This is a genomic window from Microbacterium sp. SORGH_AS_0888, assembly GCF_030818905.1.
Classification (GTDB): domain Bacteria; phylum Actinomycetota; class Actinomycetes; order Actinomycetales; family Microbacteriaceae; genus Microbacterium.
In genome coordinates this window covers 2,411,868-2,433,516 of the sequence record NZ_JAUTAZ010000001.1, presented here as the reverse complement: position 1 = coordinate 2,433,516, position 21,649 = coordinate 2,411,868, and the positions used below count along the sequence as shown (strand labels likewise).

Annotated in this window: 19 protein-coding genes and 1 pseudogene; 14 read left to right on the top strand and 6 right to left on the bottom strand. The window is 70.9% G+C overall.

Annotation, left to right across the window (positions count from 1 at the left end; translation table 11 throughout):
• Positions 1-176 precede the first annotated feature (176 nt).
• From QE381_RS11850 to QE381_RS11840, 3 genes are all read left to right on the top strand, one after another.
• A complete protein-coding gene (locus QE381_RS11850) occupies positions 177-1,127 on the top strand; it encodes an L-lactate dehydrogenase (RefSeq protein WP_307218409.1) in 951 nt (316 codons plus the stop codon).
• Between the two features lie 85 nt (positions 1,128-1,212).
• Entirely contained in the window at positions 1,213-1,989 is a 777-nt protein-coding gene (locus QE381_RS11845; RefSeq protein ID WP_307218407.1) for a hypothetical protein, read from the top strand.
• A 29-nt stretch (positions 1,990-2,018) separates the two neighbouring features.
• Complete coding sequence (locus QE381_RS11840; protein WP_307218406.1) at positions 2,019-2,759, top strand: creatininase family protein; 741 nt, start codon at positions 2,019-2,021, stop codon at positions 2,757-2,759.
• Positions 2,760-2,816: 57 nt separating this feature from the next.
• On the opposite strand, the gene QE381_RS11835 is transcribed toward QE381_RS11840, so the two are convergent.
• From QE381_RS11835 to QE381_RS11815, 5 genes are all read right to left on the bottom strand, one after another.
• Entirely contained in the window at positions 2,817-4,433 is a 1,617-nt protein-coding gene (locus QE381_RS11835) for an ABC transporter ATP-binding protein (protein ID WP_307218404.1), read from the bottom strand.
• Positions 4,430-5,227 (bottom strand): ABC transporter permease, encoded by a 798-nt coding sequence (locus tag QE381_RS11830; protein WP_307218402.1) that lies wholly within the window; start codon positions 5,225-5,227, stop codon positions 4,430-4,432. Before QE381_RS11830 ends, QE381_RS11835 begins: the two co-directional genes overlap by 4 nt.
• Positions 5,224-6,234 (bottom strand): ABC transporter permease, encoded by a 1,011-nt coding sequence (locus QE381_RS11825; RefSeq protein ID WP_307218401.1) that lies wholly within the window; start codon positions 6,232-6,234, stop codon positions 5,224-5,226. Before QE381_RS11825 ends, QE381_RS11830 begins: the two co-directional genes overlap by 4 nt.
• A gap of 14 nt (positions 6,235-6,248) precedes the next feature.
• The gene (locus QE381_RS11820; RefSeq protein ID WP_307218399.1) at positions 6,249-7,874 is read right to left on the bottom strand and encodes an ABC transporter substrate-binding protein; all 1,626 of its coding nucleotides are present in this window, start codon (positions 7,872-7,874) and stop codon (positions 6,249-6,251) included.
• Positions 7,875-7,950: 76 nt separating this feature from the next.
• Entirely contained in the window at positions 7,951-9,162 is a 1,212-nt protein-coding gene (locus QE381_RS11815; protein ID WP_307218397.1) for an amidohydrolase family protein, read from the bottom strand.
• 240 nt (positions 9,163-9,402) lie between these two features.
• On the opposite strand from QE381_RS11815, the gene QE381_RS11810 reads away from it, so the two are divergent.
• The 4 genes from QE381_RS11810 to radA are packed head-to-tail and all read left to right on the top strand — an operon-like array spanning position 9,403 to position 13,423.
• The gene (locus QE381_RS11810) at positions 9,403-9,879 is read left to right on the top strand and encodes a PPC domain-containing DNA-binding protein (RefSeq protein WP_307218395.1); all 477 of its coding nucleotides are present in this window, start codon (positions 9,403-9,405) and stop codon (positions 9,877-9,879) included.
• Positions 9,876-11,261 carry an amidohydrolase gene (locus QE381_RS11805; RefSeq protein WP_307218393.1) on the top strand — a complete coding sequence of 462 codons (1,386 nt, stop codon included), beginning with the start codon at positions 9,876-9,878 and terminating at the stop codon, positions 11,259-11,261. The genes QE381_RS11810 and QE381_RS11805 overlap by 4 nt, the downstream gene beginning before the upstream one ends.
• Positions 11,262-11,297: 36 nt before the next feature.
• Entirely contained in the window at positions 11,298-12,044 is a 747-nt protein-coding gene (locus QE381_RS11800) for a GntR family transcriptional regulator (RefSeq protein ID WP_307218391.1), read from the top strand.
• Positions 12,045-12,079: 35 nt separating this feature from the next.
• Positions 12,080-13,423, top strand: coding sequence for a DNA repair protein RadA (gene radA / locus QE381_RS11795; protein ID WP_307218389.1), 1,344 nt, complete (start codon positions 12,080-12,082; stop codon positions 13,421-13,423).
• Between the two features lie 13 nt (positions 13,424-13,436).
• On the opposite strand, the gene QE381_RS11790 is transcribed toward radA, so the two are convergent.
• Positions 13,437-13,844, bottom strand: coding sequence for a dehydrogenase (locus QE381_RS11790; protein ID WP_307218387.1), 408 nt, complete (start codon positions 13,842-13,844; stop codon positions 13,437-13,439).
• Between the two features lie 281 nt (positions 13,845-14,125).
• Here QE381_RS11790 and QE381_RS11785 point away from each other — a divergent pair, with 281 nt between their 5' ends.
• The 7 genes and pseudogenes from QE381_RS11785 (at position 14,126) to QE381_RS11755 (ending at position 21,409) form a co-directional block, all read left to right on the top strand.
• Positions 14,126-15,097 carry an ABC transporter substrate-binding protein gene (locus QE381_RS11785; RefSeq protein WP_307218386.1) on the top strand — a complete coding sequence of 324 codons (972 nt, stop codon included), beginning with the start codon at positions 14,126-14,128 and terminating at the stop codon, positions 15,095-15,097.
• A 68-nt stretch (positions 15,098-15,165) separates the two neighbouring features.
• Positions 15,166-16,761 (top strand): sugar ABC transporter ATP-binding protein, encoded by a 1,596-nt coding sequence (locus tag QE381_RS11780; protein ID WP_307218385.1) that lies wholly within the window; start codon positions 15,166-15,168, stop codon positions 16,759-16,761.
• Complete coding sequence (locus QE381_RS11775) at positions 16,758-17,795, top strand: ABC transporter permease (protein ID WP_307218383.1); 1,038 nt, start codon at positions 16,758-16,760, stop codon at positions 17,793-17,795. Before QE381_RS11780 ends, QE381_RS11775 begins: the two co-directional genes overlap by 4 nt.
• A pseudogene (locus tag QE381_RS11770) lies at positions 17,792-18,415 on the top strand (sugar ABC transporter permease YjfF); the annotation flags it as partial. The gene QE381_RS11775 and the pseudogene QE381_RS11770, both read left to right, overlap by 4 nt.
• 100 nt (positions 18,416-18,515) lie before the next feature.
• Entirely contained in the window at positions 18,516-18,827 is a 312-nt protein-coding gene (locus QE381_RS11765; protein WP_307220502.1) for a hypothetical protein, read from the top strand.
• Between the two features lie 34 nt (positions 18,828-18,861).
• Entirely contained in the window at positions 18,862-20,385 is a 1,524-nt protein-coding gene (locus QE381_RS11760; RefSeq protein ID WP_373426939.1) for a sugar ABC transporter ATP-binding protein, read from the top strand.
• Positions 20,378-21,409, top strand: coding sequence for a LacI family DNA-binding transcriptional regulator (locus QE381_RS11755; RefSeq protein ID WP_307218379.1), 1,032 nt, complete (start codon positions 20,378-20,380; stop codon positions 21,407-21,409). Before QE381_RS11760 ends, QE381_RS11755 begins: the two co-directional genes overlap by 8 nt.
• Positions 21,410-21,649 lie beyond the last annotated feature (240 nt).

The window sequence follows — 21,649 nt, the reverse complement described above, 5'->3', positions numbered from 1 at the left end:
AGTTCTGCCTGAGTTATGCGCACCACGCCGCAGCATGCACCCGACCCCACCACACCACGCCACACCGCGCCCCGGCACGCCCCGGCACGCCCCGGCACGACCCGGCACGACCCGGCGGCGGGATAAACCCGGCGCGAGCAGTGGCCCCGCCGTCCTCGGCCTGAAAGACTGGCCGCATGTCCGTGATCGAGAACTCGAAGCTCACCGTCGTCGGCGCCGGATCGGTCGGTTCCAGCACCGCCTACGCGGCGCTCATCCGCGGATCCGCTCGCCACGTCGCGCTGTACGACATCGCCACCGAGAAGGTCGAGGCGGAGGTTCTCGACCTGGCCCACGGAACGCAGTTCACCGGCACGAGCGACATCATCGGCGGCAGCGACATCTCGGTCGTCGAGGGCTCGCACGTCGTCGTCATCACCGCCGGCGCCAAGCAGAGGCCGGGTCAGACGCGGATCGAGCTGGCGAGCACCAACGCGAACATCCTCAAGACGATGATGCCGCAGCTTCTCGAGGTCGCACCGAACGCGATCTACGTCATCGTCACCAACCCGTGCGACGTGCTCACCGTGCTGGCCCAGGAGGCGACCGGGCTTCCGCCCGAGCGCATCTTCGCCTCCGGCACGGTCCTCGACACCTCCCGACTCCGGTGGCGGCTCGCCCAGCGGGCGGGGGTCTCCGCCTCGAGCGTCCACGCCTACATCGTCGGCGAGCACGGCGACACCGAGTTCCCGCTGTGGTCGAAGGCCACGATCGGCACGGTCCCGATCCTCGAGTGGCAGACGCCCGACCGCCCGCGCATGACGATCGACGAGCTCGACGAGATCGCCGTCGACGTGCGCGACGCCGCCTACAAGGTCATCCAGGGCAAGGGCGCGACGAACTACGCGATCGGTCTCTCGAGCGCACGCATCGTCGAGGCGATCCTGGGCGACGAACACGCTGTCATGCCCGTCTCGACCGTGCTCGACGGCTTCCACGGGGTCGATGGGGTCGCGCTCTCGGTGCCTTCGATCGTCAGCGCAAGCGGCGCCGTGCCGATCGCCGAGACGACGTTCGACCCCGCAGAACGCGTGCTCCTGCGCCGGTCCGCGGATGCGCTGCGGGAGGTCGCCGCCTCGCTGCGATGACTTTTCCCGGCGCCTCGCGTTGAGGCGGCCCCGGCCGCGGGCTTAGGCTCGCCTCCATCGGGGAACGAGTCCGGAGGGGGACACGATGTCGGCCTACGTCACGCTGCCGATCCTCGCCGAGACGGGGTACGCGGTGCTGGATGCCGTCGCGCCGCCGGAGCGGTCGCAGTGGCAGGACCTCGAGTACGTCGGATGGCGGTCGTCGGGCATCACACGCTTCGCCCCGCTCACGAGCTTCGACGGCCGGATCGACTGCAACGCGTTCTGGAACCGGACCCCGCCGCGCACCGACAAGGACGGCGTGTGGATCGACTCGCAGGTGCGGATCGCCCCCGAGCTCGCGCGCCGTGCGCAGGAGCCGGGCGCCAACGTCGGCCGCTGCCGGGTCGTCGAGCTGCAGCCCAACACCTACGCGGATGCGATCTACAACCTGCACGAGGACGACAACAACCGTCTCAACACCACCGGGTCGGGCTGGGTCGTGCGGTGCCTGGAGAATCTCACGCACGACCCCGACTCGGTGCTCGTGCTCCGCGAGGACCGCTTCGACCCCGCGACGGAGACACGGCTGCCGCTACCGGCGGGCAGCCGCATCCTCGTCGACACGCAGCGCCTGTGGCACGCCGTGTGGCATCGCGGCACGCGACCCCGGTACGCGCTGGTGACCTCCTGGGAGTCGGGCTCCGCCCTCGACGCCTACGTCGCAGCGCATGGCGGCCGCACCCGGACGCGGAGTCTGCCGCTGGATGCTGCGACGATAGACGAGGCGCAGCACGAGCTGCATCGTCGCATCGAGGAGCGGCGCGTCGCCCTCGAGGCGGCGGGGCTCTCGTTCGAACGGCCGACCATGAGCGAGGCCTGAGGCCCGCCGACCCGACCCCGGAGGACCCGTTGCTCGAGCTCGCCCACGCCGCCTGGCCCGATGTCGCCGCGCACCTGCGGGAGCGACCGGGCGTCGCGATCCTCCCGTTCGGGGCGCTGGAGCAGCACGGCCCGCACCTCCCGCTGTCGACCGACACGCTGCAGGCGGATGCGGTGGCCCGACGTCTGGCGGAGCGCCTCGACGCGGTGCTGCTGCCCGCGGTCGCATTCGGCAACACGTGGAGCAACGAGGCGCTGCCGGGCACGGTCTCGCTCGGCGCCGACACCGTCGCAGCCGTCTGCGGCGACCTCGCGGCCTCGCTCGAGCGGGGCGGCTTCGCCGCGCTCGTCGTCGTCAACGGCGACTTCGGCAACCGGCTCCCGCTCCAGACGGCGGCGGAGGCATCGGCGGTGCGCGGCGGCATCCCCGTCCTGGTGCTGGACTACCCGGGTCTGACCGAGATCGGCGACCGGGTAAAGGAGACTCCGTGGGCGGCGCCGGGACTGTGCCACGCCGACGAGATCGAGACCTCGATGGTGCTCGCGATCGCCCCAGCGCTCGTGCACCGCGACCGGATGGTCGCCGACTACCCGGAGCTTCCCGCCGACTTCGGGCTGCGCCAGATGGCGCTCGCCCCGCTGTCGGCGACGGGGGTGTTCGGCGATCCGCGCCCGGCGACGCCGGAGAAGGGTGAGCGCATCATCGCGCACGTCGTCGACGAGAGCGAACGGATCGTCCGCCGCGTGCTGAGCGCGCTCGGCCTGAGCTGACCCGCCCACCCCGGCCGGAGCGACCCCCGCGCCGATCGGAAGGCACGCGCCGGGGGCTCAGCCCAGCCGTGCCCCCGGGATGGCGCCGATCAGCTCCCGCGTGTAGTCGTGGCCCGGCGCGGCGAAGATGCGCTCCGTCGTGCCCTGCTCCAGGATCCGGCCGCCCTTCATGACGGCGACGCGATCCGAGATCTGACGCACCACGCCGAGGTCGTGCGAGATGAACAGGTAGGTGAGACCGTGCTCCGCCTGCAGGTCGACGAGCAGCTGCAGCACCTGCTCCTGCACCGAGACGTCGAGCGCGGAGACCGGCTCGTCGAGCACCACGAGCTCGGGGCGCAGCGCGAGTGCCCGCGCGATGGCGACGCGCTGACGCTGACCGCCCGACAGCTCGGCCGGTCGGCGCGCGGCCAGCTCGGGACGCAGCCGCACCTGGTGGAGCAGCTCTCCGACCGCGCTGCTCCGCTCGCGACGGCCGGTCCCGAACGCGCGCAACGGCTCCGCGACGAGCGCCGCGACCGTCATGCGCGGATCGAGCGATCCGAACGGGTTCTGGTACACGACCTGGATGCGGCGGCGCAGCTGCCGCAGCGGCTCGCCCGTGAGGCGGGTGATGTCCTGTCCGTCGAAGTCGATGCGTCCCTCGTCGGAGGGGATGATCCGCGCGACCATGCGCGCCGTCGTGCTCTTGCCCGAGCCCGACTCGCCCACGAGGGCGAAGGTCGAGCCGCGGGCGATGTCGAAGTCGGCGCCCGTCACGGCCGGGGCGGCGTTCGCGCGACGCCCGGAGGAGTAGGTCTTGCCGAGGCTCGTGACCCGCACGAGCGGGGCCGCCGAGGGCTCCGCGGCGGCCCCGACGATCCCCGGTGAGGCCGTGAGCCGCGTGCTGTGGAGTCCGGGCGCGGCGGCGACGAGCCGGCGCGTGTACTCGTGCGACGGCGCGGCGAGCACCTGCTGCGAGGGTCCCTCCTCGACCACGACCCCCTGCTCGACCACGACGATCCGGTCGGCGCGCTCGGCGGCGACCGCGAGGTCGTGCGTCACCAGCAGGACGGCCGTGCCGTGCGCGACGGCGAGGCGCTGCATCCGGTCGAGCACGTGACGCTGCACGGTCGCGTCCAGGGCGCTGGTCGGCTCGTCGGCGATCACGAGCTGCGGCTCGCAGGCCCAGGCGATGCCGATGAGCACGCGCTGCCGCAGGCCGCCGGAGAGCTCGTGCGGGTACTGCCCGGCACGCAGCTCCGGGTCCGGGATCCCCACCTCGGCGAGGATCTCGACCGCGCGACGGGCAGCGTCCTGTCGCGACATGCCCCGGTGGCGCCGCAGCGTCTCGGCGACCTGCTCGCCGATCCGCATGAGCGGGTTGAGGCTGTGCGAGGGGTCCTGCGGAACGAAGCCGATCCGTCCGCCGCGGATCCGCCGGAGCGCGGCGAGCGGCATCCGCCGCAGTTCCGATCCGTCGAAGGAGATCGACCCCTCCCGGACTCGCGCGACGTCGGGCAGGAGCCGCACGATGGCGTGCGCGAGCGTGCTCTTGCCCGAGCCGGACTCCCCCACGATCGCGACGATCTCGCCCGCGCCGACCCGCAGGTCGACACCGCGCAGCGCCGCGTGCGCACGACGTCCGACGCCGTAGTCGACGCGGAGGCCGCGGACCTCCAGCAGAGCGCTCATCGATCCCCTCCGAGGTAGCGGGACACCCGGTTCACGGCCAGCACGACCGCGAGGATCACGACACCGGGAAGGATGCTGAGCCACGGCGCCGTGGCGACGAAGTCGCGTCCGGCGGAGACGAGCGAGCCCCACTCGGGCGCGGGCGGCTGGGCGCCGAACCCGAGGAAGCTCAGCGCCGAGACCGAGAGGATCGCCACCGCGAGCTCGAGCGCGGCCATCGCGACGATCGGGCGGGCGGCGTTGGGCAGCACGTGACGCAGGAGCACGACCGGCCGGCGCACGCCGAGGGTCTCCGCCGCCTCGACGAACTCCTCGCCCCGTACCCGCAGGACCTGGGATCGCATGACACGTGCGAACGACCCCGCGGTCCCGAGCCCGACGCCGAGCGCGATCGAGAGCGGCCCGAAGCCGAGGGAGGCGACGACGATGAGGGCGAGCAGGATGCTCGGGATCGCCAGCAGGACGTCGATGAACCGCATGACCGCGACGTCGACGAATCCGCCGAGCCAGCCGGTGATCAGGCCCACGATGGCCCCGATGACGACGCCCGCGACGACGGCGAGCCCCGCCGCCGACAGCGAGAGCTGCGCACCGTACACGACGCGCGAGAACACGTCGCGTGCCAGGTGGTCGGTGCCGAACAGGTGCTCGAGGCTCGGCGGGGCCAGCCTCATCCTGCCGACCGAGTCGTAGGGGTCGTAGGGCGCGATGAGCTGCGGGGCGACGACCGCGACGAGGACGACGGCGAGGAAGATCAGCGAGACGAGGAGACCGGGCTTGCGGAGGATGCTCATGCGGTCACCGCCGTCCGCTTGGCACCGGAGGTCAGACGCGTCCGGGTGCGGGGGTCGATGACGCCGTAGAGCGCGTCGACGATCAGCGTCACGACGGCGTAGACGACCGCCACGACGACCACGACGCCGAGGACGACGTTGATGTCGCGGGCCAGGACGGCATCCACCGTCAGCCGGCCGATGCCGTCCCGGGAGAACACCGTCTCGACGACCGCCGTGCCGCCGGCGAGGTAGCCGATCTGCAGCCCGATGATGGTGATCGAGGGCAGCAGCGCGTTGCGCAGCACGTGACGGAACACGACGGCCGATTGGCTGAGGCCCTTGGCGTTCGCGGTGAACACGAAGGGGCTCGCGCCCGCATCGAAGACGGCGGCCGAGAAGACCTGGAAGAAGATCGCGCCGGTGGGCAGCGCGAGGGTGATGCCCGGCAGCACGACGCTCGCGAAGCCGTTCGTGCCCGACGCGGGGAACCACCCGAGGCCGAAGGAGAACACGCTGATCAGCACCACACCGCTGAGGAACGCCGGGATCGCGATGCCGAGCGGCGGCACCTGGACCACGACGTTACGCACCCACGCGGGTCGCGCGATGTAGGCCCACACCGTGAATCCGAGTGCGCCGAGGAACCCGACGAGGAGGGCGAAGACCGCGACGGCCGCGGTGTGGGGGAAGGCGCGGCCGACCATCTCGGAGACGGGCTGCCCCGTCGCGATGGAGACGCCGAGGTCGCCGCGGAAGAGGTTGAGGAAGTTCGTGAGGTACTGCTGCCACACCGGTCCGTCCAGGCCGTACCGGGCACGGACCGCCGCGAGCTGCTCGGGGTCGGTCGTGGTCGCGTCCCCGCCCTTGACCGACAGCGCGGCCAGGATGGGGTCGCCGGGCAGCGCGTGGATCAGGAGGAAGGCGACGGTGTAGGTCGCCCACACCACGAAGATGCACTGGGCGATCTTCGGCAGGAGGAACCGGGCGATGACCCGGCCCCTCCCGGCGCCTCCTGAGGAGTCCACGCGCTGCCCGTCGCTCACTTCGCGGTCACCGCCGCGTCGAAGAGCTGGACACGCGCGGCCGAGTCGAACTCGATGCCGCCGACGCCGGCGCGCGAGGCGTGCAGCTGCACGGTCTCGAGGGTCGGCATGACGTAGGCCTTCTCGGCCACGGTCTTCTGGATGTCGTCCACGATCTTCTGCCGGGCGGCGGCGTCAGCCGTCTGCGCCTGCTTCTGCAGCATCGACTCCAGCTCCGGGTCGTCGACGATGCCCCAGCGGGACTTCGACGTGGAGGAGAGGAGCACTCGGAGCACATCGGGGTCGGTGCGGGTCAGGCCGGCGCCGAGCATCTCGTAGTTGCCGCTCGCGATCGCACCGAAGAAGTCGCCCGAGGAGACCATGTTCAGCTGCAGGTCGATGCCGGCGTCCTTCAGCTGGATCTGGGCGGCCTCGAGGACGTCCTGCGCGTAGAAGGCCGTCACGGTCACCGTCAGCTTCTGGCCGTTCTTCTGGTAGATCCCGTCGGAGCCGAGGGTCCAGCCGTCGCCTTCCAGGAGCTTCTTGGCGCCGTCGGGGTCGTGCGCGAGCACGTCACCGAGGTCGGTGTAGCCGGGCGTCGAGCTCGTGAGCACGCTCGTGGGCGCCTTGCCGCTGGCCGAGCCGGCGATCACGTTGATCTTGTCGCGGTCGAGCGACTTGCTGATCGCCTGGCGCACCGCCTCGTCGCCCATGAGCCCCTTCGTCGTGTTCACGATGAGGGAGTTCGGCACGCCCGGGTTGGCCTTGGCGTACAGGTGGTAGGAGTCGGTCGTGAACCGGCTCTCGTCCACGTAGGGGAGGTCCTGGATGACGTCGTACTCGCCGGACTGCAGCCCGCCGGTGCGCACGCTCGCCTCGGTGATGATCGGGAACGTCACCTTCTCCAGGTAGGCCTCGCCCTGGTGCGTGCGCAGACCCGACGCCCAGTCGTAGCCGGCGCGCTTGACGATCTCCACCGAGTCGTTCGGGACGTAGGACGCGAGCGTGAAGGGGCCCGAGCCGACGGGCTTGGCGCAGCGTTCCTCCGCGCTCGCCTTGGCGGATGCGTCCGAGAGGATGCCGAGGGACATCGTGGTCGCACCCTGCGCGAACTGCACGTTCGGTGCCGAGAAGTTCACGGTGAACGTCGTGTCGCTCGTGACGGTCGTTCCGGCGTAGCCGGCGAGGTAGCCGTTGGCGAGGGATGCCGAGGCCCCGAGGGCGGCGATCGCGTCGAAGTTGTCCGCCACGACCTGCGACGTCAGCGGCGTGCCGTCGCTGAAGGTGACGCCGTCCTTGAGCGTGAAGGTGTACGCCGTGAGGTCCGTGTTGGCCGACCACTCGGTCGCGAGCCACGGGACGATCTCACCGGTGTCGGGGTTCTGGTCCAGCAGCGAGTCGACGAGCTGGCGCCCCACGTTCAGCGCCGTGGTCATCGAGGTCTGCTGCGGGTCGAGGCACTTCGGGTCCTCCTTGAGCGCGAACACGATGCTCTGCTCGAGGTCGGGGTTGGGCGTGCTCGCCGCGGCCGTCTGGCCGCCGGTCGCTCCGCCGGACGCGCAGCCGGCCATCGTCAGGGCCGCGACGGCGATCCCCACGGGCAGGGCCAGGACCCGCATCCGGGCTGTATGCGGTGATGCCATGGTGTCTCCTTCTGTGATCGGGTGGTGCAGGTGTGTGTCGATTCGGTGCCGGGGGACGGGCCGGCACCCCGGGTCCTCAGGCGGGCAGCGCGCCCCGGACGACCTCGCCGCGCGCGACGACGGCGACGATGTTGTCGGAGGTGAGCGCGTCGATGTCCTCCCAGGGGCGTCCGCGCAGCACGATGAAGTCGGCGGCGAGCCCCGGACGCAGGCGGCCCGCGACATCCCCGAGGCGGATCGCGTCGGCGGCGTCGGACGTGCCCGAACGCAGGGTGCGCTCCGCGGTCCAGTCGAATGCCGTGCGCATGAGCCGCAGCTCCTCGAGCTGGTCACCGAAGCGGACCATGACGCCGTTCGCATCCGTGCCGAGCACGAACCGGACGCCCGCGGCAGCGGCGCCGACGAAGTTCGCATCGCGTTCGATGACGACGGCGCGGGCCTTCTCCGCGGCGTCCTCGCTGACCGGGATCCGCCGGTCGGCGATCGCGTCGTTGATCATGAGTGTCGGGGCGACAGGGATGTTGCGCTCGATGAGCACGGGCCAATGCCGCTCGAGGATCCCGGTCCCGTGCTCGATCGAGTCCACCTCGAACTCGAGGGCGATGTCGACCCCCTCCGCGGAGTGGGTGTGGGCGGCGACGAGCATTCCGAGGGCGTGGGCCTCGTCGACGGTGGCCGCGATCTCGGCCGGGGTCTGGTTGCGCCAGCCCACGCGGTCGCCGATCGAGAGGACACCGCCGCTCGTGAAGATCTTGATGCCGTCCGCACCCTGCCTCGCCCATTGGCGCACGAGCTTGCGGCACTCGTCGGGCGAGTCCGCGACGGGCGCGCGATGCGGGTAGTGCGGGGGGATGAAGAGGTCGCCGTGGCCGGCGGTCATCCCGACCGCGCCGTGCACGAGCAGGCGCGGTCCCGCGACGACGCCGGTGGCGAGCGCGCGGGCGGCGGAGAGCTGCACCTCGCTGCCGGACAGATCGCGGAGGGTCGTGACCCCGGCCGCGGCAGCGTTGCGCGCGTGCGCGAGAACGTGCAGCGAGCGCTCGGAGGCGGGCGTGATGAGCGGCCAGGTCATCCAGTCCACCGGCGAGGGAACGGCCGACGCATCGAGGTGCACGTGCGTGTCGATGAGGCCGGGGATGACGCTGAGCTCCGGCTCCGCCGCCGTGTCCCGGTCGACCGCGTCGACCGCCTGGAGCCGTCCGTCCGACCACGAGAGGGTGACCACCCCGCGGTCCTCCTCGCCGTCCCAGAGGCGGATCCCGGACAGCTCGCTCACGACATCCGTCATCGGTTTCCTCCTCGGTCGGGGTACGGGCAATGACCCGGCCGAGGCTGGGCATCTCTTCACGATATCCGTTGATCTCCCCAACACATCGACAAGTGGCAAGCTGCCCCGCAGTGTTTACGACCCCGAAACACGATGCAGTGCCCGCAGAAACCGTAAAACGGTGAGGTAGAAGGCAACGGAACGTGGCGCGCATGGCACACACTTGTCGATAACCGCTCCGCAATCGAGACTCGAGGTCATATGCGTTCACATGTCGCACGCACCGGAAGGCGCATCCTCGTCGCCCTGGAGCCCGGAGACGAGGTGCTCGGCTCGATCGCTGCCGCCTGCCGCGCGCACGAGATCGCGCAGGCGGTCGTCGTGACCTTCAGCGGAGCGTTCCGGTGGGCCGACCTGATCGCCGGCGATCACGAGCCCGACGACCCCGAGGCACCGTCGGCCGAGGTCACCCGCGTCTCCTACACCGAGGGCGTGGGGTCCGGGACGATCACGAGCGAGAACGGCGAGCACGTCGTGCACATCCACGTCGCGCTCGGCGAGAAGAGCCGCTCCGGCGCCGCCGTGGCCGGTCATCTGCTGCGCGCCGAGACGCACTACGTCGTGGAGATCGCCCTCGACGAGATCCTCGCGCCCGCGATGCTCCGACGCCCGCACCCCGGCAGCAGCGGGGTCGGCATCCTCACGTTCGCCGAGAGCCAGAACGGACCCCAGGCATGAGCGCCTTCCTCCTCACCGCCGACATCGTCGTGCCGATGACCCCGGGTCGCGAGATCCTCACCGACGCGGGTGTCGCGATCGAGGGCGACACGATCGTGGCCGTCGGCCCGACCGCCGAGCTCGTCGCGCGCCATCCGGGCGCCGCGCGACGCCACCTGCCGCACCACGTGCTCATGCCGGGGCTCGTCAACGCCCACCACCATTCCGGCCTGCTGCGGGGCACGGCCGAGCATCTCCCGGTGTGGGAGTGGCTCCGCCTGCACATCGACCCGATGCACCGCGTGCTGCAGCCGGAGGACGCGGAGGCGGCGGCCTGGCTCTGCTACGCCGAGGGGCTGCTCTCGGGAACCACCACGGTCGTGGACATGTGGCGCTACATGGACGGCGCCGCCCGCGCCGCGGACGCGCTCGGCAACCGGCTCGTCACGGTCAACTACGTCGGCGAGCACCCCGACTACGACTACTTCGACACGCTCGACGACAACGAGCGGATCCTGCGGGACTGGTCCGGGCACGACCGCGTCATGCCGTGGGTCGGACTCGAGCACCCCTTCTACGCGGATGAGGCGGGCCAGCGCCGCGCGATCGCGATGGCGCAGCGGTACGACACCGGCCTGTACACGCACTGCAGCGAGTCCGAGCTCGACGTGCAGATCTTCGCCGAGCGCACCGGCGCCCGCCCCATGATCGCCCTGGACCGTCTCGGGTTCTTCGACACGCCCCGCACGATGATCGCGCACGCGGTGTGGCTGGATGCCGACGAGATCGACCTGATGTCCCGCCGCGGGGTCAGCGTCTCGCACAACCCCGTCAGCAACATGAAGCTCGCGAGCGGCTTCGCCCCGGTCGCCGAGCTGCTGGCCGCGGGCGTGGCCGTCGGCCTCGGCACGGACGGCGAGAAGGAGAACAACAACCTGGACATGTTCGAGGAGATGAAGGTCGCCTCGCTCATGGGCAAGCTGCGCTCGATGGATGCGGCCGCGATGGACTCGTGGCAGGTGCTCGAGATGGCGACGACCGGTGGTGCGCGCGCCATCCGCCAGGAGCACCGCCTGGGCTCGCTGGAGACGGGCAAGCAGGCCGATGTGGTCGCCGTGCGCACCGACACCCCGCGCATGACGCCGCTCATTCCGTCCGGGGCATATGCCAACATCCACCACAATCTGGTGCACGCCGTGCGCGGCGGAGACGTCGATCTCACGATGGTCGCCGGCCACATCGTCGTCGACGGCGGCGAGCTGCGCTCGGCGGACATGGACGGGATCATCGCGGCGGCGCGGGCGCGCGTCCCGGAGCTGTTCGCCCGCCGCTCGGCGTACCTCGACTCGATCGAGGAGCCCACGGGCCTGTTCGGATCCCCGGGGACGGGCTCCTCGCGCTAGCGTGGGGTCACGTATCGGAGCACAGAGAGCATCGACATGTCCTACATCCCGCTGCCCCGTCCGAGACAGGATCCGGCCCACACGCGCCTGCAGCACGAGCTGCTGCGCTTCGTGCGCGACGCGGCGGCCGCCCACGCGCCCCTGCCGGGCGAGCTCGAGCTGACCGCCCGGCTGGGCTGTTCCCGTCAGCAGCTGCGCAACGCCATGTCGGAGCTGGAGCGACAGGGCATCCTCCGACGGCGCCAGGGCGCCGTCACGACGGTGGATCCGATCGCGCTGCGCATGAGCGTCCGGCTCGAGGAGCAGTACGAGCACAGCGAGCTGCTGGACCGGCTGGGGTTCCGCTCCGACGTCGACGTGCTCGGATCGGAGGTGACCGAGCTTCCGGCGAGCGTCTCCGCCCTGATGGAGCTTCCCGCCGCGACGCGGGGCATCGGCATCCGCAAGCGATGGCGTGCGGACGGCGCGGTGGCGATGGTCGCGCACGACGTGGTGCCGATCGCGGGCGACGTCGAGTTCGACCCGGAGGAGTCGGTCTTCACGATCGCGGCACGCGTGTGGGGCGAGCCCGTGATCTGGGAGGTGTCCACTCCGGGGGTCGCGGCCCTGGACGCGTCGCTGGCCGAGCTGTTCGAGCGCCCGGTGGGAACCCCCGTCATGACGCTCGAGTTCGTCGGCATCGGGGCGAGCGGACGGCGCCTGCTGTACAGCATCGAGCACCACGACCCGGATGTGGTGTCGTACTCGCTCGTGCGCACGGTGCGGCCGCCCTGGAACGCCTGAGAGCGGATGTCGCAGGCTCGCCGTAGCCTGAACGAATGGCCGTCAAGAAACCCGCCCCCGCACCGTTCCGCTGCACCGAGTGCGGCTGGACGACGGCGAAGTGGGTCGGACGGTGCGGCGAGTGCCAGCAGTGGGGAACCGTCGTCGAGGCAGCCGCGCAGACCGGCGTGCTGCGGGGCTTCGTGCCCGTCGCGCCGAGCGACGAGCGAGCCGCGCGCCCGATCACGCACGTCACCACCACGGATGCGCCGCGCTGGGCCACCGGCGTCGCCGAGTTCGACCGGGTGCTCGGCGGCGGCGTCGTGCCGGGCGCGACGGTGCTGCTCTCGGGCGAGCCTGGGGTGGGCAAGTCGACGCTGCTGCTCGAGGTCGCCTCGCGGTCGGCGCACGACGGACGAAGGGTGCTGTACGTCAGCGCCGAGGAGTCGATGGCCCAGGTGAGGCTCCGCGCGGAGCGCACGGGCGCGCTGCACGACGAGCTGTACCTCGCGAGCGAGACCGACCTCGCGACCCTCGTGGGACACGTCGACCAGGTTCAGCCGGGGCTTCTCATCGTCGACTCGGTGCAGACCGTCTCGTCCTCGTCGAGCGAGGGGCTCGCAGGGCACCCGAGTCAGGTGCGCGAGGTCGCCGCGACGCTCGTGCGCATCGCCAAGGAACGAGGGCTGTCGGTGCTCATGGTCGGGCACGTCACGAAGGACGGCCAGGTCGCGGGCCCCCGGCTGCTCGAGCACCTCGTCGACGTCGTCTGCCACTTCGAGGGCGATCGCCACACCGCGCTGCGCTTCGTCCGCGCGCTGAAGAACCGCTTCGGACCGACGGACGAGGTCGGCTGCTTCGAGATGACCGGCGACGGCATCGTCGAGGTCCCCGACCCGTCCGGCCTGTTCCTCGGCAGCGGGGAGCCGGTCAGCGGCACCTGCGTCGCGGTGGCGCTGGAGGGCCGGCGGGCGCTTCCGGTCGAGATCCAGGCGCTCGTCGTCCCCTCCGCGACGCCCAACCCGCGCCGGATCGTGAACGGGGTCGAGTCGTCACGGGTCGCGATGATCCTCGCGGTGCTCGAGCGGCGCGCGGGACTGCGGCTGAGCGAGCGCGACGTGTACGTCTCGACGGTCGGCGGGGTGAAGCTCTCCGAGCCCGCCGCCGACCTCGCGATCGCGCTCGCGGTCGCGAGCGCCTCGACCGATCGTCCGCTGCCGCCGAAGGTCGCCGCCTTCGGCGAGCTAAGTCTCACCGGCGAGATCCGCCCGGTCGCGCAAGGGGCCCAGCGCCGTGCCGAGGCGACGCGGCTCGGGTACGCCGAGCTGCTGGACTCCGCGATCCTCGACGTCACGAGCGCGCTGCTGCGCCTGCGGGTCATCGCGCCCCGGGTGGGCTGAGGGCCCGCACCGGTCAGGACTCGAGCGTGAGTGCCGCGAGCAGGTCGGCGGGGGTCGCCTGCATCGGATGCGGACCCGCGATGTCGAAGAACACGGTCGTGATCCGCTCGCCGTGCGTCACGAGGAACTGACGCAGCCACTCCGGGTCCTGGAGAGCGACCGCGGCGGGCAGCGCCTCCGGCTTGTGCACCGCGTCGCTGAACAGCAGGAGGGCGATCTGCCCGGTCGCGGGATCGCGATAGGTCCACACCTCGCCCCGATCGAGCGGGTTGTCGCGCGCGCCGGCGCGCAGGAGCGGGACGACGGTCGGACCGTGGCGAAGCGCGAACGCGACCGCGGCCATGTCCTGCGTCTGCAGGGCGTCGCTCAGCGCGGTGTTGCGGAACTCCAGCTCGACCCCCGGCCGCTTCTTCTTCGCCATCGCTCCAGGGTATCGACCGCTCGCGCCGTGCGCGTCGGGCGGGAACACGACAGGCGCGACCTCACACGAGACCGCTCACATTCGTGCCCCTCCACGCCGCCGTCGTGAGACCACCTCCTTCGCCAGAGTGCAGCGAAACCGCGTGCGTTACGGATTCGTTACGGAAGGATGCTTGTGCGGACGGTGATTGTGAGCGCTAACATTCTGACCACGGACTCCACGGGGGAGGACCGGCATCATCTGCACCGGCATCGAAGCCGGTGGGAACACGGAGGTTTCCGATGAAGATCAAGACCCTGCTCGCCGGCGTGGCGATGCTCGGAGCGCTCGCGCTGACCGCGACCGGCTGCGCCGGCTCCGGCGACAAGGCGGGCGGCGACAAGCCGATCACGGTCGGATTCGCCCAGACCGGCTCGGAGTCGGGCTGGCGCGCGGCCAACACCGAGTCGATGAAGAAGGCGTTCTCGGCGGAGAACGGCTTCGACCTCGTCTTCAACGCGGCCGACAACAAGCAGGAGGCGCAGATCGCCGCGGTGCGCAGCTTCATCAACCAGGGCGTCGACGCCATCGTCATCGCCCCGATCACCGTCGACGGCTGGGACGACGTGCTCAAGGAGGCGAAGGACGCCAACATCCCGGTGATCCTCGAGGACCGCACGGTCAGCGCCAGCCCCGACCTGTACGCCTCATGGGTCGGCCTGGACTTCACCCAGGAGGGCAAGACAGCCGGCGAGTGGGTGAAGAAGAACTTCGACGGGAAGGGCGCGAACCTCGTCGTGCTGGAGGGAACCACCGGCTCCTCCGCGGCGCTGGACCGCTCGACGGGCTTCAACGACGCGATCAAGGGCACCGACATCAAGGTCCTCGACTCGCAGACCGGCGACTTCACCCGCGACGGCGGCAAGAAGGTCATGGAAGGCTACCTGCAGAAGTACGGCAAGTCGATCAACGTGCTCTTCGCACAGAACGACGACATGGGGCTCGGGGCGCTCGACGCCATCAAGGCGGCCGGCCTCACCCCGGGCGTCGACATCCAGATCGTGACGATCGACGCGGTCAAGGACGGCATGACGGCCCTGTCCAAGGGCGAGTTCAACTACATCGTCGAGTGCAACCCGCTGCTCGGCGACAAGGCGGCGGAGCTCGTGAAGGCGGTCCTGGCCGGCGACACGGTCGAGAAGAAGACCATCGTCGCCGACCAGTCCTTCGACCAGGAGCAGGCCGCGAAGGTCCTGGACTCCCGTCCCTACTGATCCCATCCGCCGTGCGGGGACCGGAAGATCCCGGTCCCCGCACGCTCATCGCGAGGAGGCGAGCCCCGATGTCAGCAACGGCCACCGACGCCCACGTCGTCGAGATGCGCGGCATCACGATCGAGTTCCCCGGCGTCAAGGCGCTGTCGGATGTCGACGTCACGCTGCGAGGCGGCGAGGTCCACACCCTGATGGGCGAGAACGGCGCGGGCAAGTCCACGCTCATCAAAGCCCTCACCGGCGTGTACCAGACCACGGCGGGCACCATCCGCGTGGGCGGGCAGGAGCGGACCTTCCGCTCGTCCGCGGACGCGCAGGCCGCCGGGGTCTCGACCGTCTACCAAGAGGTCAACCTCTGCACGAACCTGTCCGTGGGCGAGAACGTGATGCTCGGCCAGGAGGTGCGCCGCGCCGGCCGCATCGACTGGCGTGCGACGCATCGCGTGGCCGCCTCGCATCTGGAGGCCCTCGGGCTGCGGATCGACACGCGGTCCACCCTCGCGACGCACTCGCTCGCCGTGCAGCAGCTCGTCGCCATCAGCCGGGCGATGGTCGCGGAGGCTCGCGTGCTCGTGCTGGACGAGCCGACCTCCAGCCTGGATCGGGGCGAGGTGGAGCAGCTGTTCTCCGTCATGCGCAGCCTGCGCGACCGTGGCGTCGCCATCCTGTTCGTCACCCACTTCCTCGACCAGGTGTACGAGATCTCGGACCGCCTCACGGTTCTGCGCAACGGCACGCTCGTCGGGGAGTACCTCGCCGCAGATCTGCCGCGGGGCGAGCTGATCGCCAAGATGATCGGACGCGAGCTCGACGAGCTCGAGGAGATCTCTCGTGTCGCGGACCGCGAGATCGACCGCACTGCGACGCCCATCGTGCGGGCGACGGGGCTGGCACGCAAGGGCGTGCTCGAGCCGGTCGACATCGAGGTGTACGACGGCGAGGTCGTGGGCCTTGCCGGTCTCCTCGGCTCGGGCCGCACCGAGCTCGTCCGCCTCCTCTACGGCGCCGACCGAGCGGATGCGGGAGCCACCGAGGTGCGCGGAAGGCAGACCCGGCTCACCAGCCCGCGCCAGGCGATCGATCAGCGCATCGCGTTCTCCTCGGAGGACCGCCGCGCCGAGGGGATCATCGCCGACCTGACCGTCGCGGAGAACATCATCCTCGGCCTGCAGGCCAAGCGCGGCGCCCTGCGGCGCATCGGGCGAGCCGAGCAGAACGCGATCGTCGAGGAGTACATGTCGGCGCTGGGGGTGCGTCCGGCGAATCCGAACGCCCTCATCCGCAATCTCTCCGGCGGCAACCAGCAGAAGGTGCTCCTGGCCCGCTGGCTCGCCACGGCGCCCCAGCTGATCGTGCTGGACGAGCCGACCCGCGGCATCGACGTGGGCGCGAAGGCCGACATCCAGCGCAAGGTCGCAGAGCTGTCGGCGCAGGGACTGGGCGTGGTGTTCATCTCGTCCGAGCTGGAGGAGGTCGTGCGCATCGCGCAGCGTATCGTCGTCCTGCGCGATCGCCATAAGATCGGCGAACTGGACGCGCGTGCCGTCGGCGTCGACGACCTCGTGGCCATGATCGCCCAGGAAGACCCGCAGTCGGCGGCACCCGTCGCTGCGCTCGCCCCCGAGACGATGTCGTCTCCCGAGACGCCGGAGAACGCGGCATGAAGAAGATCCTGAAGCATCGGCTGGTCTGGCCGATCGCCGCTCTGATCGTGCTGATCGCGATCAACACCGTGGCGCGTCCGTCCTTCATCGGCATCACGGTGCAGGACGGCCAGCTCTACGGTCCCCTCATCGACATCCTGCGCAACAGCGCCCCGCTCATGCTGGTGGCCCTCGGCATGACGATCGTCATCGCGACGCGGGGCATCGACCTGTCGGTGGGCGCGATCATGGCGGTGTCGGGCTCCGTCGCGCTCACCTTCATCGCCGCCTCGGACGACCCGAGCGGCCCGGCCACTGTCGCCATCGCGATCTCGCTCGGCGTGCTGGTCTCGCTCGTGCTCGGCCTGTGGAACGGCTTCCTCGTCTCGGTCGTGGGGGTGCAGCCGATCATCGCGACGCTCGTGCTGATGCTCGCCGGACGCGGCATCGCGCTGCTCATCACGGGCGGCTTCATCACGACGATCAACAGCGACCCCTACAAGTTCATGGCGCAGGGGTACGTGCTCGGGCTCCCGTTCGCGTTCTACGTCTCGCTCGCCGCCGTGGCTCTCATCGCCGTGATCGAGCGGCGGACCGCCCTCGGGATGCTGACGGAGGCCGTCGGCATCAATCCGGAGGCGAGCCGCCTGGCCGGCGTGCGGGCGCGGGGCATCATCTGGGGCGCCTATGCCCTGAGCGGCCTGCTCGCGGGTTTCGCCGGAATCCTCTACAGCTCGAACATCATGGCCGCCGACGCGAACTCCGCGGGCCTGTACATCGAGCTCGATGCGATCCTCGCGGTCGTGCTCGGCGGGACATCGCTCATGGGCGGCAAGTTCTCGATCGCCGGGACCGTGGTGGGCGTCTTCACGATCCAGACCCTGAAGTCCACCATCACCTTCCTCGGCGTTCCCCCGGCGGTCAGCCCGCTGTTCCTCGCGATCGTCGTCGTGGTGGTCGTGCTCGTCCAGTCGCCGCGGTCGCGCGACTACCTCGCGCGGGCCAGCCGGCGCATCCAGAAGCCGTCACGATCCCAGATGGAGGTGGCCCGATGAGCGGCGCCAGCATCGCCGGCACCGCCGGTTCCCCCGCCACCGCCGCGGTGGAGTTCATCCGCCGGTTCCGGCGCCGCCACAGCTCGTGGGTGCCGACGCTCGCCGCGCTCGTGATCCTCGTCGCGATGCTGCTCGGCGCACAGGCCTACTTCGGCAACTTCCTGACGCCGCGGGTGCTCTCGGCGCTGCTCCTGGACAACGCCTACCTGCTCGTGCTGGCGGTCGGGATGACCTTCGTGATCCTGACGGGGGGCATCGACCTCTCGGTCGGCGCGGTCATGGCCTTCACCGGGATGCTGGGGGCCACGATGCTCGCCTCCGGTCTGCCGACCGCGGTCGTCGTGCCCGCCATGCTCGCGATCGGCGCGGCGATGGGCCTCGCCGTCGGCGTCATGGTGCAGTACTTCGACGTGCAGCCGTTCATCGCCTCGCTCGCGGCCATGTTCGCCGCCCGCGGGCTCGCGTTCATGGTGAGCCTCTCCTCGGTCAAGGTGGAGGACCCGGCCATCCTGTGGTTGCAGTCGACGCGCATCCAGGGCGCACCCGGCTCGTTCTACATCACCCCGACCGGCATCATCGCCCTGCTGGTGGTCGCCGCCGCCGCGCTGATCCTGCACCTGACCCGCTTCGGGCGCACGATCTACGCCATCGGCGGCAACGAGCAGTCGGCGCGCCTGATGTGGCCTGCCCGTCGTCCGCACGAAGCTCCTGGCCTACGTCGTGTGCGGCGTCTGCTCCGGGCTGGCGGGCGTGATCTTCACCGCGTACACGGGGGCGGCGTACCCGCTGAACGGGATCGGGACCGAGCTCGACACGATCGCCGCGGTCGTCATCGGCGGGACGCTGCTCACGGGTGGCAGCGGTTTCGTGATCGGCTCGATGATCGGTGTGCTCGTCTACGGCACGATCAAGTCGGTCATCTCCTTCCTCGGGGCGGAGCAGTCGTGGATGCGGATCTCGGTGGGCGCGCTCCTGCTCGTGTTCGTCGTGGTGCAGCGCGTGCTGGTGGCCCGGTCTGCGCATCGGCGGTGAAGCCGCGCCGCGGCCGCGCGGCATGATAGTCACCATGGACAGCACGGTCGCTCCGGTCGTAGAGATACGAGGAGCGACCGTGCGCTTCGTCTCGGAGACGGCCCTCGACAGCGTCGACCTGCGGCTGCGGCCGGGCGAGGTGCACTCGCTCATGGGCGAGAACGGTGCGGGCAAGTCGACCCTGATCCGGGCGCTCACGGGCGTGCGGCCGCTCGACGAGGGCAGCATCCTGATCGACGGCGTGCCGACACGGTTCTCCTCCCCCGCCGATGCGCTGCGTGCGGGGATCTCGACCGTGTACCAGGAGATCGATCTCCTGCCGAACCTCACGGTCGCCGAGAACATCTGTCTGGGTCGGGAGCCCCGGCGACTCGGCCTGATCGACGTGCGCCGGATGCGTCAGGTCGCCGCCGACGCGTTGCGTTCGCTCGGCGTCGAGGTCGACCCGGCATCGCTTCTCGGCACGCATCCGCTGGCGGTCCAACAGCTGGTCGCGATCGCCCGCGCGATCTCGGCGGACGTGAAGGTGCTCGTGCTGGACGAGCCGACCTCGAGCCTCGATGCCGACGAGGTCGCGGAGCTCTTCCGTGTCATCCGCGAGCTGAAGGCGCGCGGCGTCGCGATCCTGTTCGTCTCCCACTTCCTCGACCAGGTGTACGAGATCTGCGACCGGGTCACCGTTCTCCGCAGCGGGCGTCTCGTAGGCGAGTACCTGACCCGCGAGCTGTTGCGGATCGACCTGGTCGAGAAGATGCTCGGACGTCGCATGGAGCAGCTCGACACCGTCCATCCGCCCGCGTGGGAGGAGAGCACGGCGACCTCCGCGTTGTCGGCGCGGGGACTGACGGTCGGGACAGGGGTGGTGAACGCGGACCTCGACCTCGCGGAGGGCGAGGTGCTCGGGGTCGCCGGCCTGCTCGGGTCTGGGCGCACCGAGCTCGCCCGCGCGCTGACCGGCATCGATCGCCCCGACGCCGGGGCGCTGCGACTCCACGGGCGCGCCGTCCGGTTCACCGGCCCGCGGAGCGCGATGCGCCTCGGCGTCGTCTACTCGTCCGAGAACCGGCGCACCGATGGCATCATCGGCGAGCTCAGCGTGCTCGACAACATCACGCTCGCGCTCCAGGCGCAGCGCGGCATCCTGCACCGGATCAGCGCGGCGCGACGCCGCGAGCTCGCGGCCAGCTGGGTCGAGGCGCTCCACATCCGGCCGGCCGACGTCAACCGCCCGGCCGCGACGCTCTCCGGCGGCAACCAGCAGAAGGTCCTGCTGGCACGCCTGCTGGCACTCGCGCCGGGTGTGGTCGTGCTCGACGAGCCGACGCGTGGCATCGACGTGGGCGCCAAGGTCGACGTGCAGAACCTCGTGGGCGACTTCGCCGAGAACGGTCTGGCGGTGGTGTTCATCTCGGCCGAGCTCGAGGAGGTGCTGCGGGTCAGTCACCGCGTGGCGGTCATGCGCGATGGACGCATCGCCGATGTGCGCACGGCAGCCGAGCTGAGCCCGGACTCGCTGCTCGTGCTGGTGGCGCAGGGCGAAGAGGATGTCGATGGCTGAGGGATCGGGGGCGCCCAGGGCGGCGAACATCTTCGACGTCGCGAAGCTGGCCGGCGTCTCGCACCAGACCGTGTCGCGGGTTCTCAACGACCTGCCGAACGTGCGTCCCGCCACACGCGCGCGCGTCGAGCAGGCGATCGCGCAGCTGCGCTACAGCCCGTCGCCCGCCGCGCGAGCGCTCGTCACCAAGCGCACGCGCACGATCGGTCTGGTGACGCCCGGCAACATCCAGTACGGACCCACCTCGATCGCGACGCACTTCAACTTCGCCGCGCGGGCAGCGCGCTACAACGTGGATGCGGTCAGCTCCCCCGAGGCGGACGTCGCCGGGGTGCGCGCCGCCGTCGAGGCGCTGCTGCGGCAGCGCGTCGACGCCATCGTGCTGATCGTGGTCGACGTGGGAGTGCTGGAGGGCATCCGCTCGCTCGATCTGGGCATCCCGCTGATCGCGGCCGCGGCCACGTCGCGACCGTCGCCGGCGCTCGTCTCGATCGACCAGTATCGCGGCGCACGCTCCGCCGTCCGGCACCTGCGCGAGCTCGGGCACGACCGCATCCTGCATCTCGCGGGCCATCATCGTGCGCCCGACGCGGTCGAGCGCGTCCGCGGGTGGCGCGACGAGGTCGCCGCCCACGGGCTGGAGGTCGTCGAGCCCGAGTACGGCGACTGGTCGGCGACCAGCGGCCACGAGATCGGCGGCGGCTGGGACATCCGGCGCGGCGACGGGATCTTCGTCGGCAACGACCACATGGCGATGGGCCTCATCGCCGCGCTCCGCGCCCGCGGCTTCCGGGTGCCGGCCGACGTCAGCGTCGTCGGTTTCGACGACGTGCCGGAGGCGCCGTACGTCTACCCCGCGCTGACGACCGTGCGTCAGGACTTCGCCGCCCTGGGCGAGCTGATCATGCAGAAAGTTCTGCTCGCGGTCGAGGAGCCCGACCGCGTGACCGAGAGCACGCCGCTTCCCACCCGGCTGATCGTGCGCGAGTCGACGCGATCGCGACGCGCGCCCGACGCCGAGTAGCGCCGCGCCGGGAGCAGCACACGCGACGGCTGGGCTTCGCGCCCCACCCGCGTCGGCGGTCGCGGGGGGTCCACCGTGTCGGCTCAGCGGCGCTCGCCGTGTGTGATCGTCCTCCCCACGACGATTCCCAGTGGGACGCTCAACAGCGCCCACGCGACGATCCCGGCGATGACGAGGGTCAAGGTGTGCATGCTGAAGGGATGCGGCGGTGGCCGGATCGTGACGCGGTCGCCGCGACAA

Excerpts from the sequence above, each read along its gene's own strand:
- QE381_RS11805 (WP_307218393.1), top strand. The coding sequence starts at position 9,876 with ATGAGCGCCTTCCTCCTCACCGCCGACATCGTCGTGCCGATGACCCCG.
- QE381_RS11845 (WP_307218407.1), top strand. The coding sequence starts at position 1,213 with ATGTCGGCCTACGTCACGCTGCCGATCCTCGCCGAGACGGGGTACGCG.
- QE381_RS11800 (WP_307218391.1), top strand. The coding sequence starts at position 11,298 with ATGTCCTACATCCCGCTGCCCCGTCCGAGACAGGATCCGGCCCACACG.
- QE381_RS11835 (WP_307218404.1), bottom strand. The coding sequence starts at position 4,433 with ATGAGCGCTCTGCTGGAGGTCCGCGGCCTCCGCGTCGACTACGGCGTC.
- radA (WP_307218389.1), top strand. The coding sequence starts at position 12,080 with ATGGCCGTCAAGAAACCCGCCCCCGCACCGTTCCGCTGCACCGAGTGC.
- QE381_RS11850 (WP_307218409.1), top strand. The coding sequence starts at position 177 with ATGTCCGTGATCGAGAACTCGAAGCTCACCGTCGTCGGCGCCGGATCG.
- QE381_RS11785 (WP_307218386.1), top strand. The coding sequence starts at position 14,126 with ATGAAGATCAAGACCCTGCTCGCCGGCGTGGCGATGCTCGGAGCGCTC.
- QE381_RS11830 (WP_307218402.1), bottom strand. The coding sequence starts at position 5,227 with ATGAGCATCCTCCGCAAGCCCGGTCTCCTCGTCTCGCTGATCTTCCTC.
- QE381_RS11760 (WP_373426939.1), top strand. The coding sequence starts at position 18,862 with ATGGACAGCACGGTCGCTCCGGTCGTAGAGATACGAGGAGCGACCGTG.
- QE381_RS11775 (WP_307218383.1), top strand. The coding sequence starts at position 16,758 with ATGAAGAAGATCCTGAAGCATCGGCTGGTCTGGCCGATCGCCGCTCTG.
- QE381_RS11820 (WP_307218399.1), bottom strand. The coding sequence starts at position 7,874 with ATGGCATCACCGCATACAGCCCGGATGCGGGTCCTGGCCCTGCCCGTG.
- QE381_RS11810 (WP_307218395.1), top strand. The coding sequence starts at position 9,403 with ATGCGTTCACATGTCGCACGCACCGGAAGGCGCATCCTCGTCGCCCTG.
- QE381_RS11790 (WP_307218387.1), bottom strand. The coding sequence starts at position 13,844 with ATGGCGAAGAAGAAGCGGCCGGGGGTCGAGCTGGAGTTCCGCAACACC.
- QE381_RS11755 (WP_307218379.1), top strand. The coding sequence starts at position 20,378 with ATGGCTGAGGGATCGGGGGCGCCCAGGGCGGCGAACATCTTCGACGTC.
- QE381_RS11815 (WP_307218397.1), bottom strand. The coding sequence starts at position 9,162 with ATGACGGATGTCGTGAGCGAGCTGTCCGGGATCCGCCTCTGGGACGGC.
- QE381_RS11780 (WP_307218385.1), top strand. The coding sequence starts at position 15,166 with ATGTCAGCAACGGCCACCGACGCCCACGTCGTCGAGATGCGCGGCATC.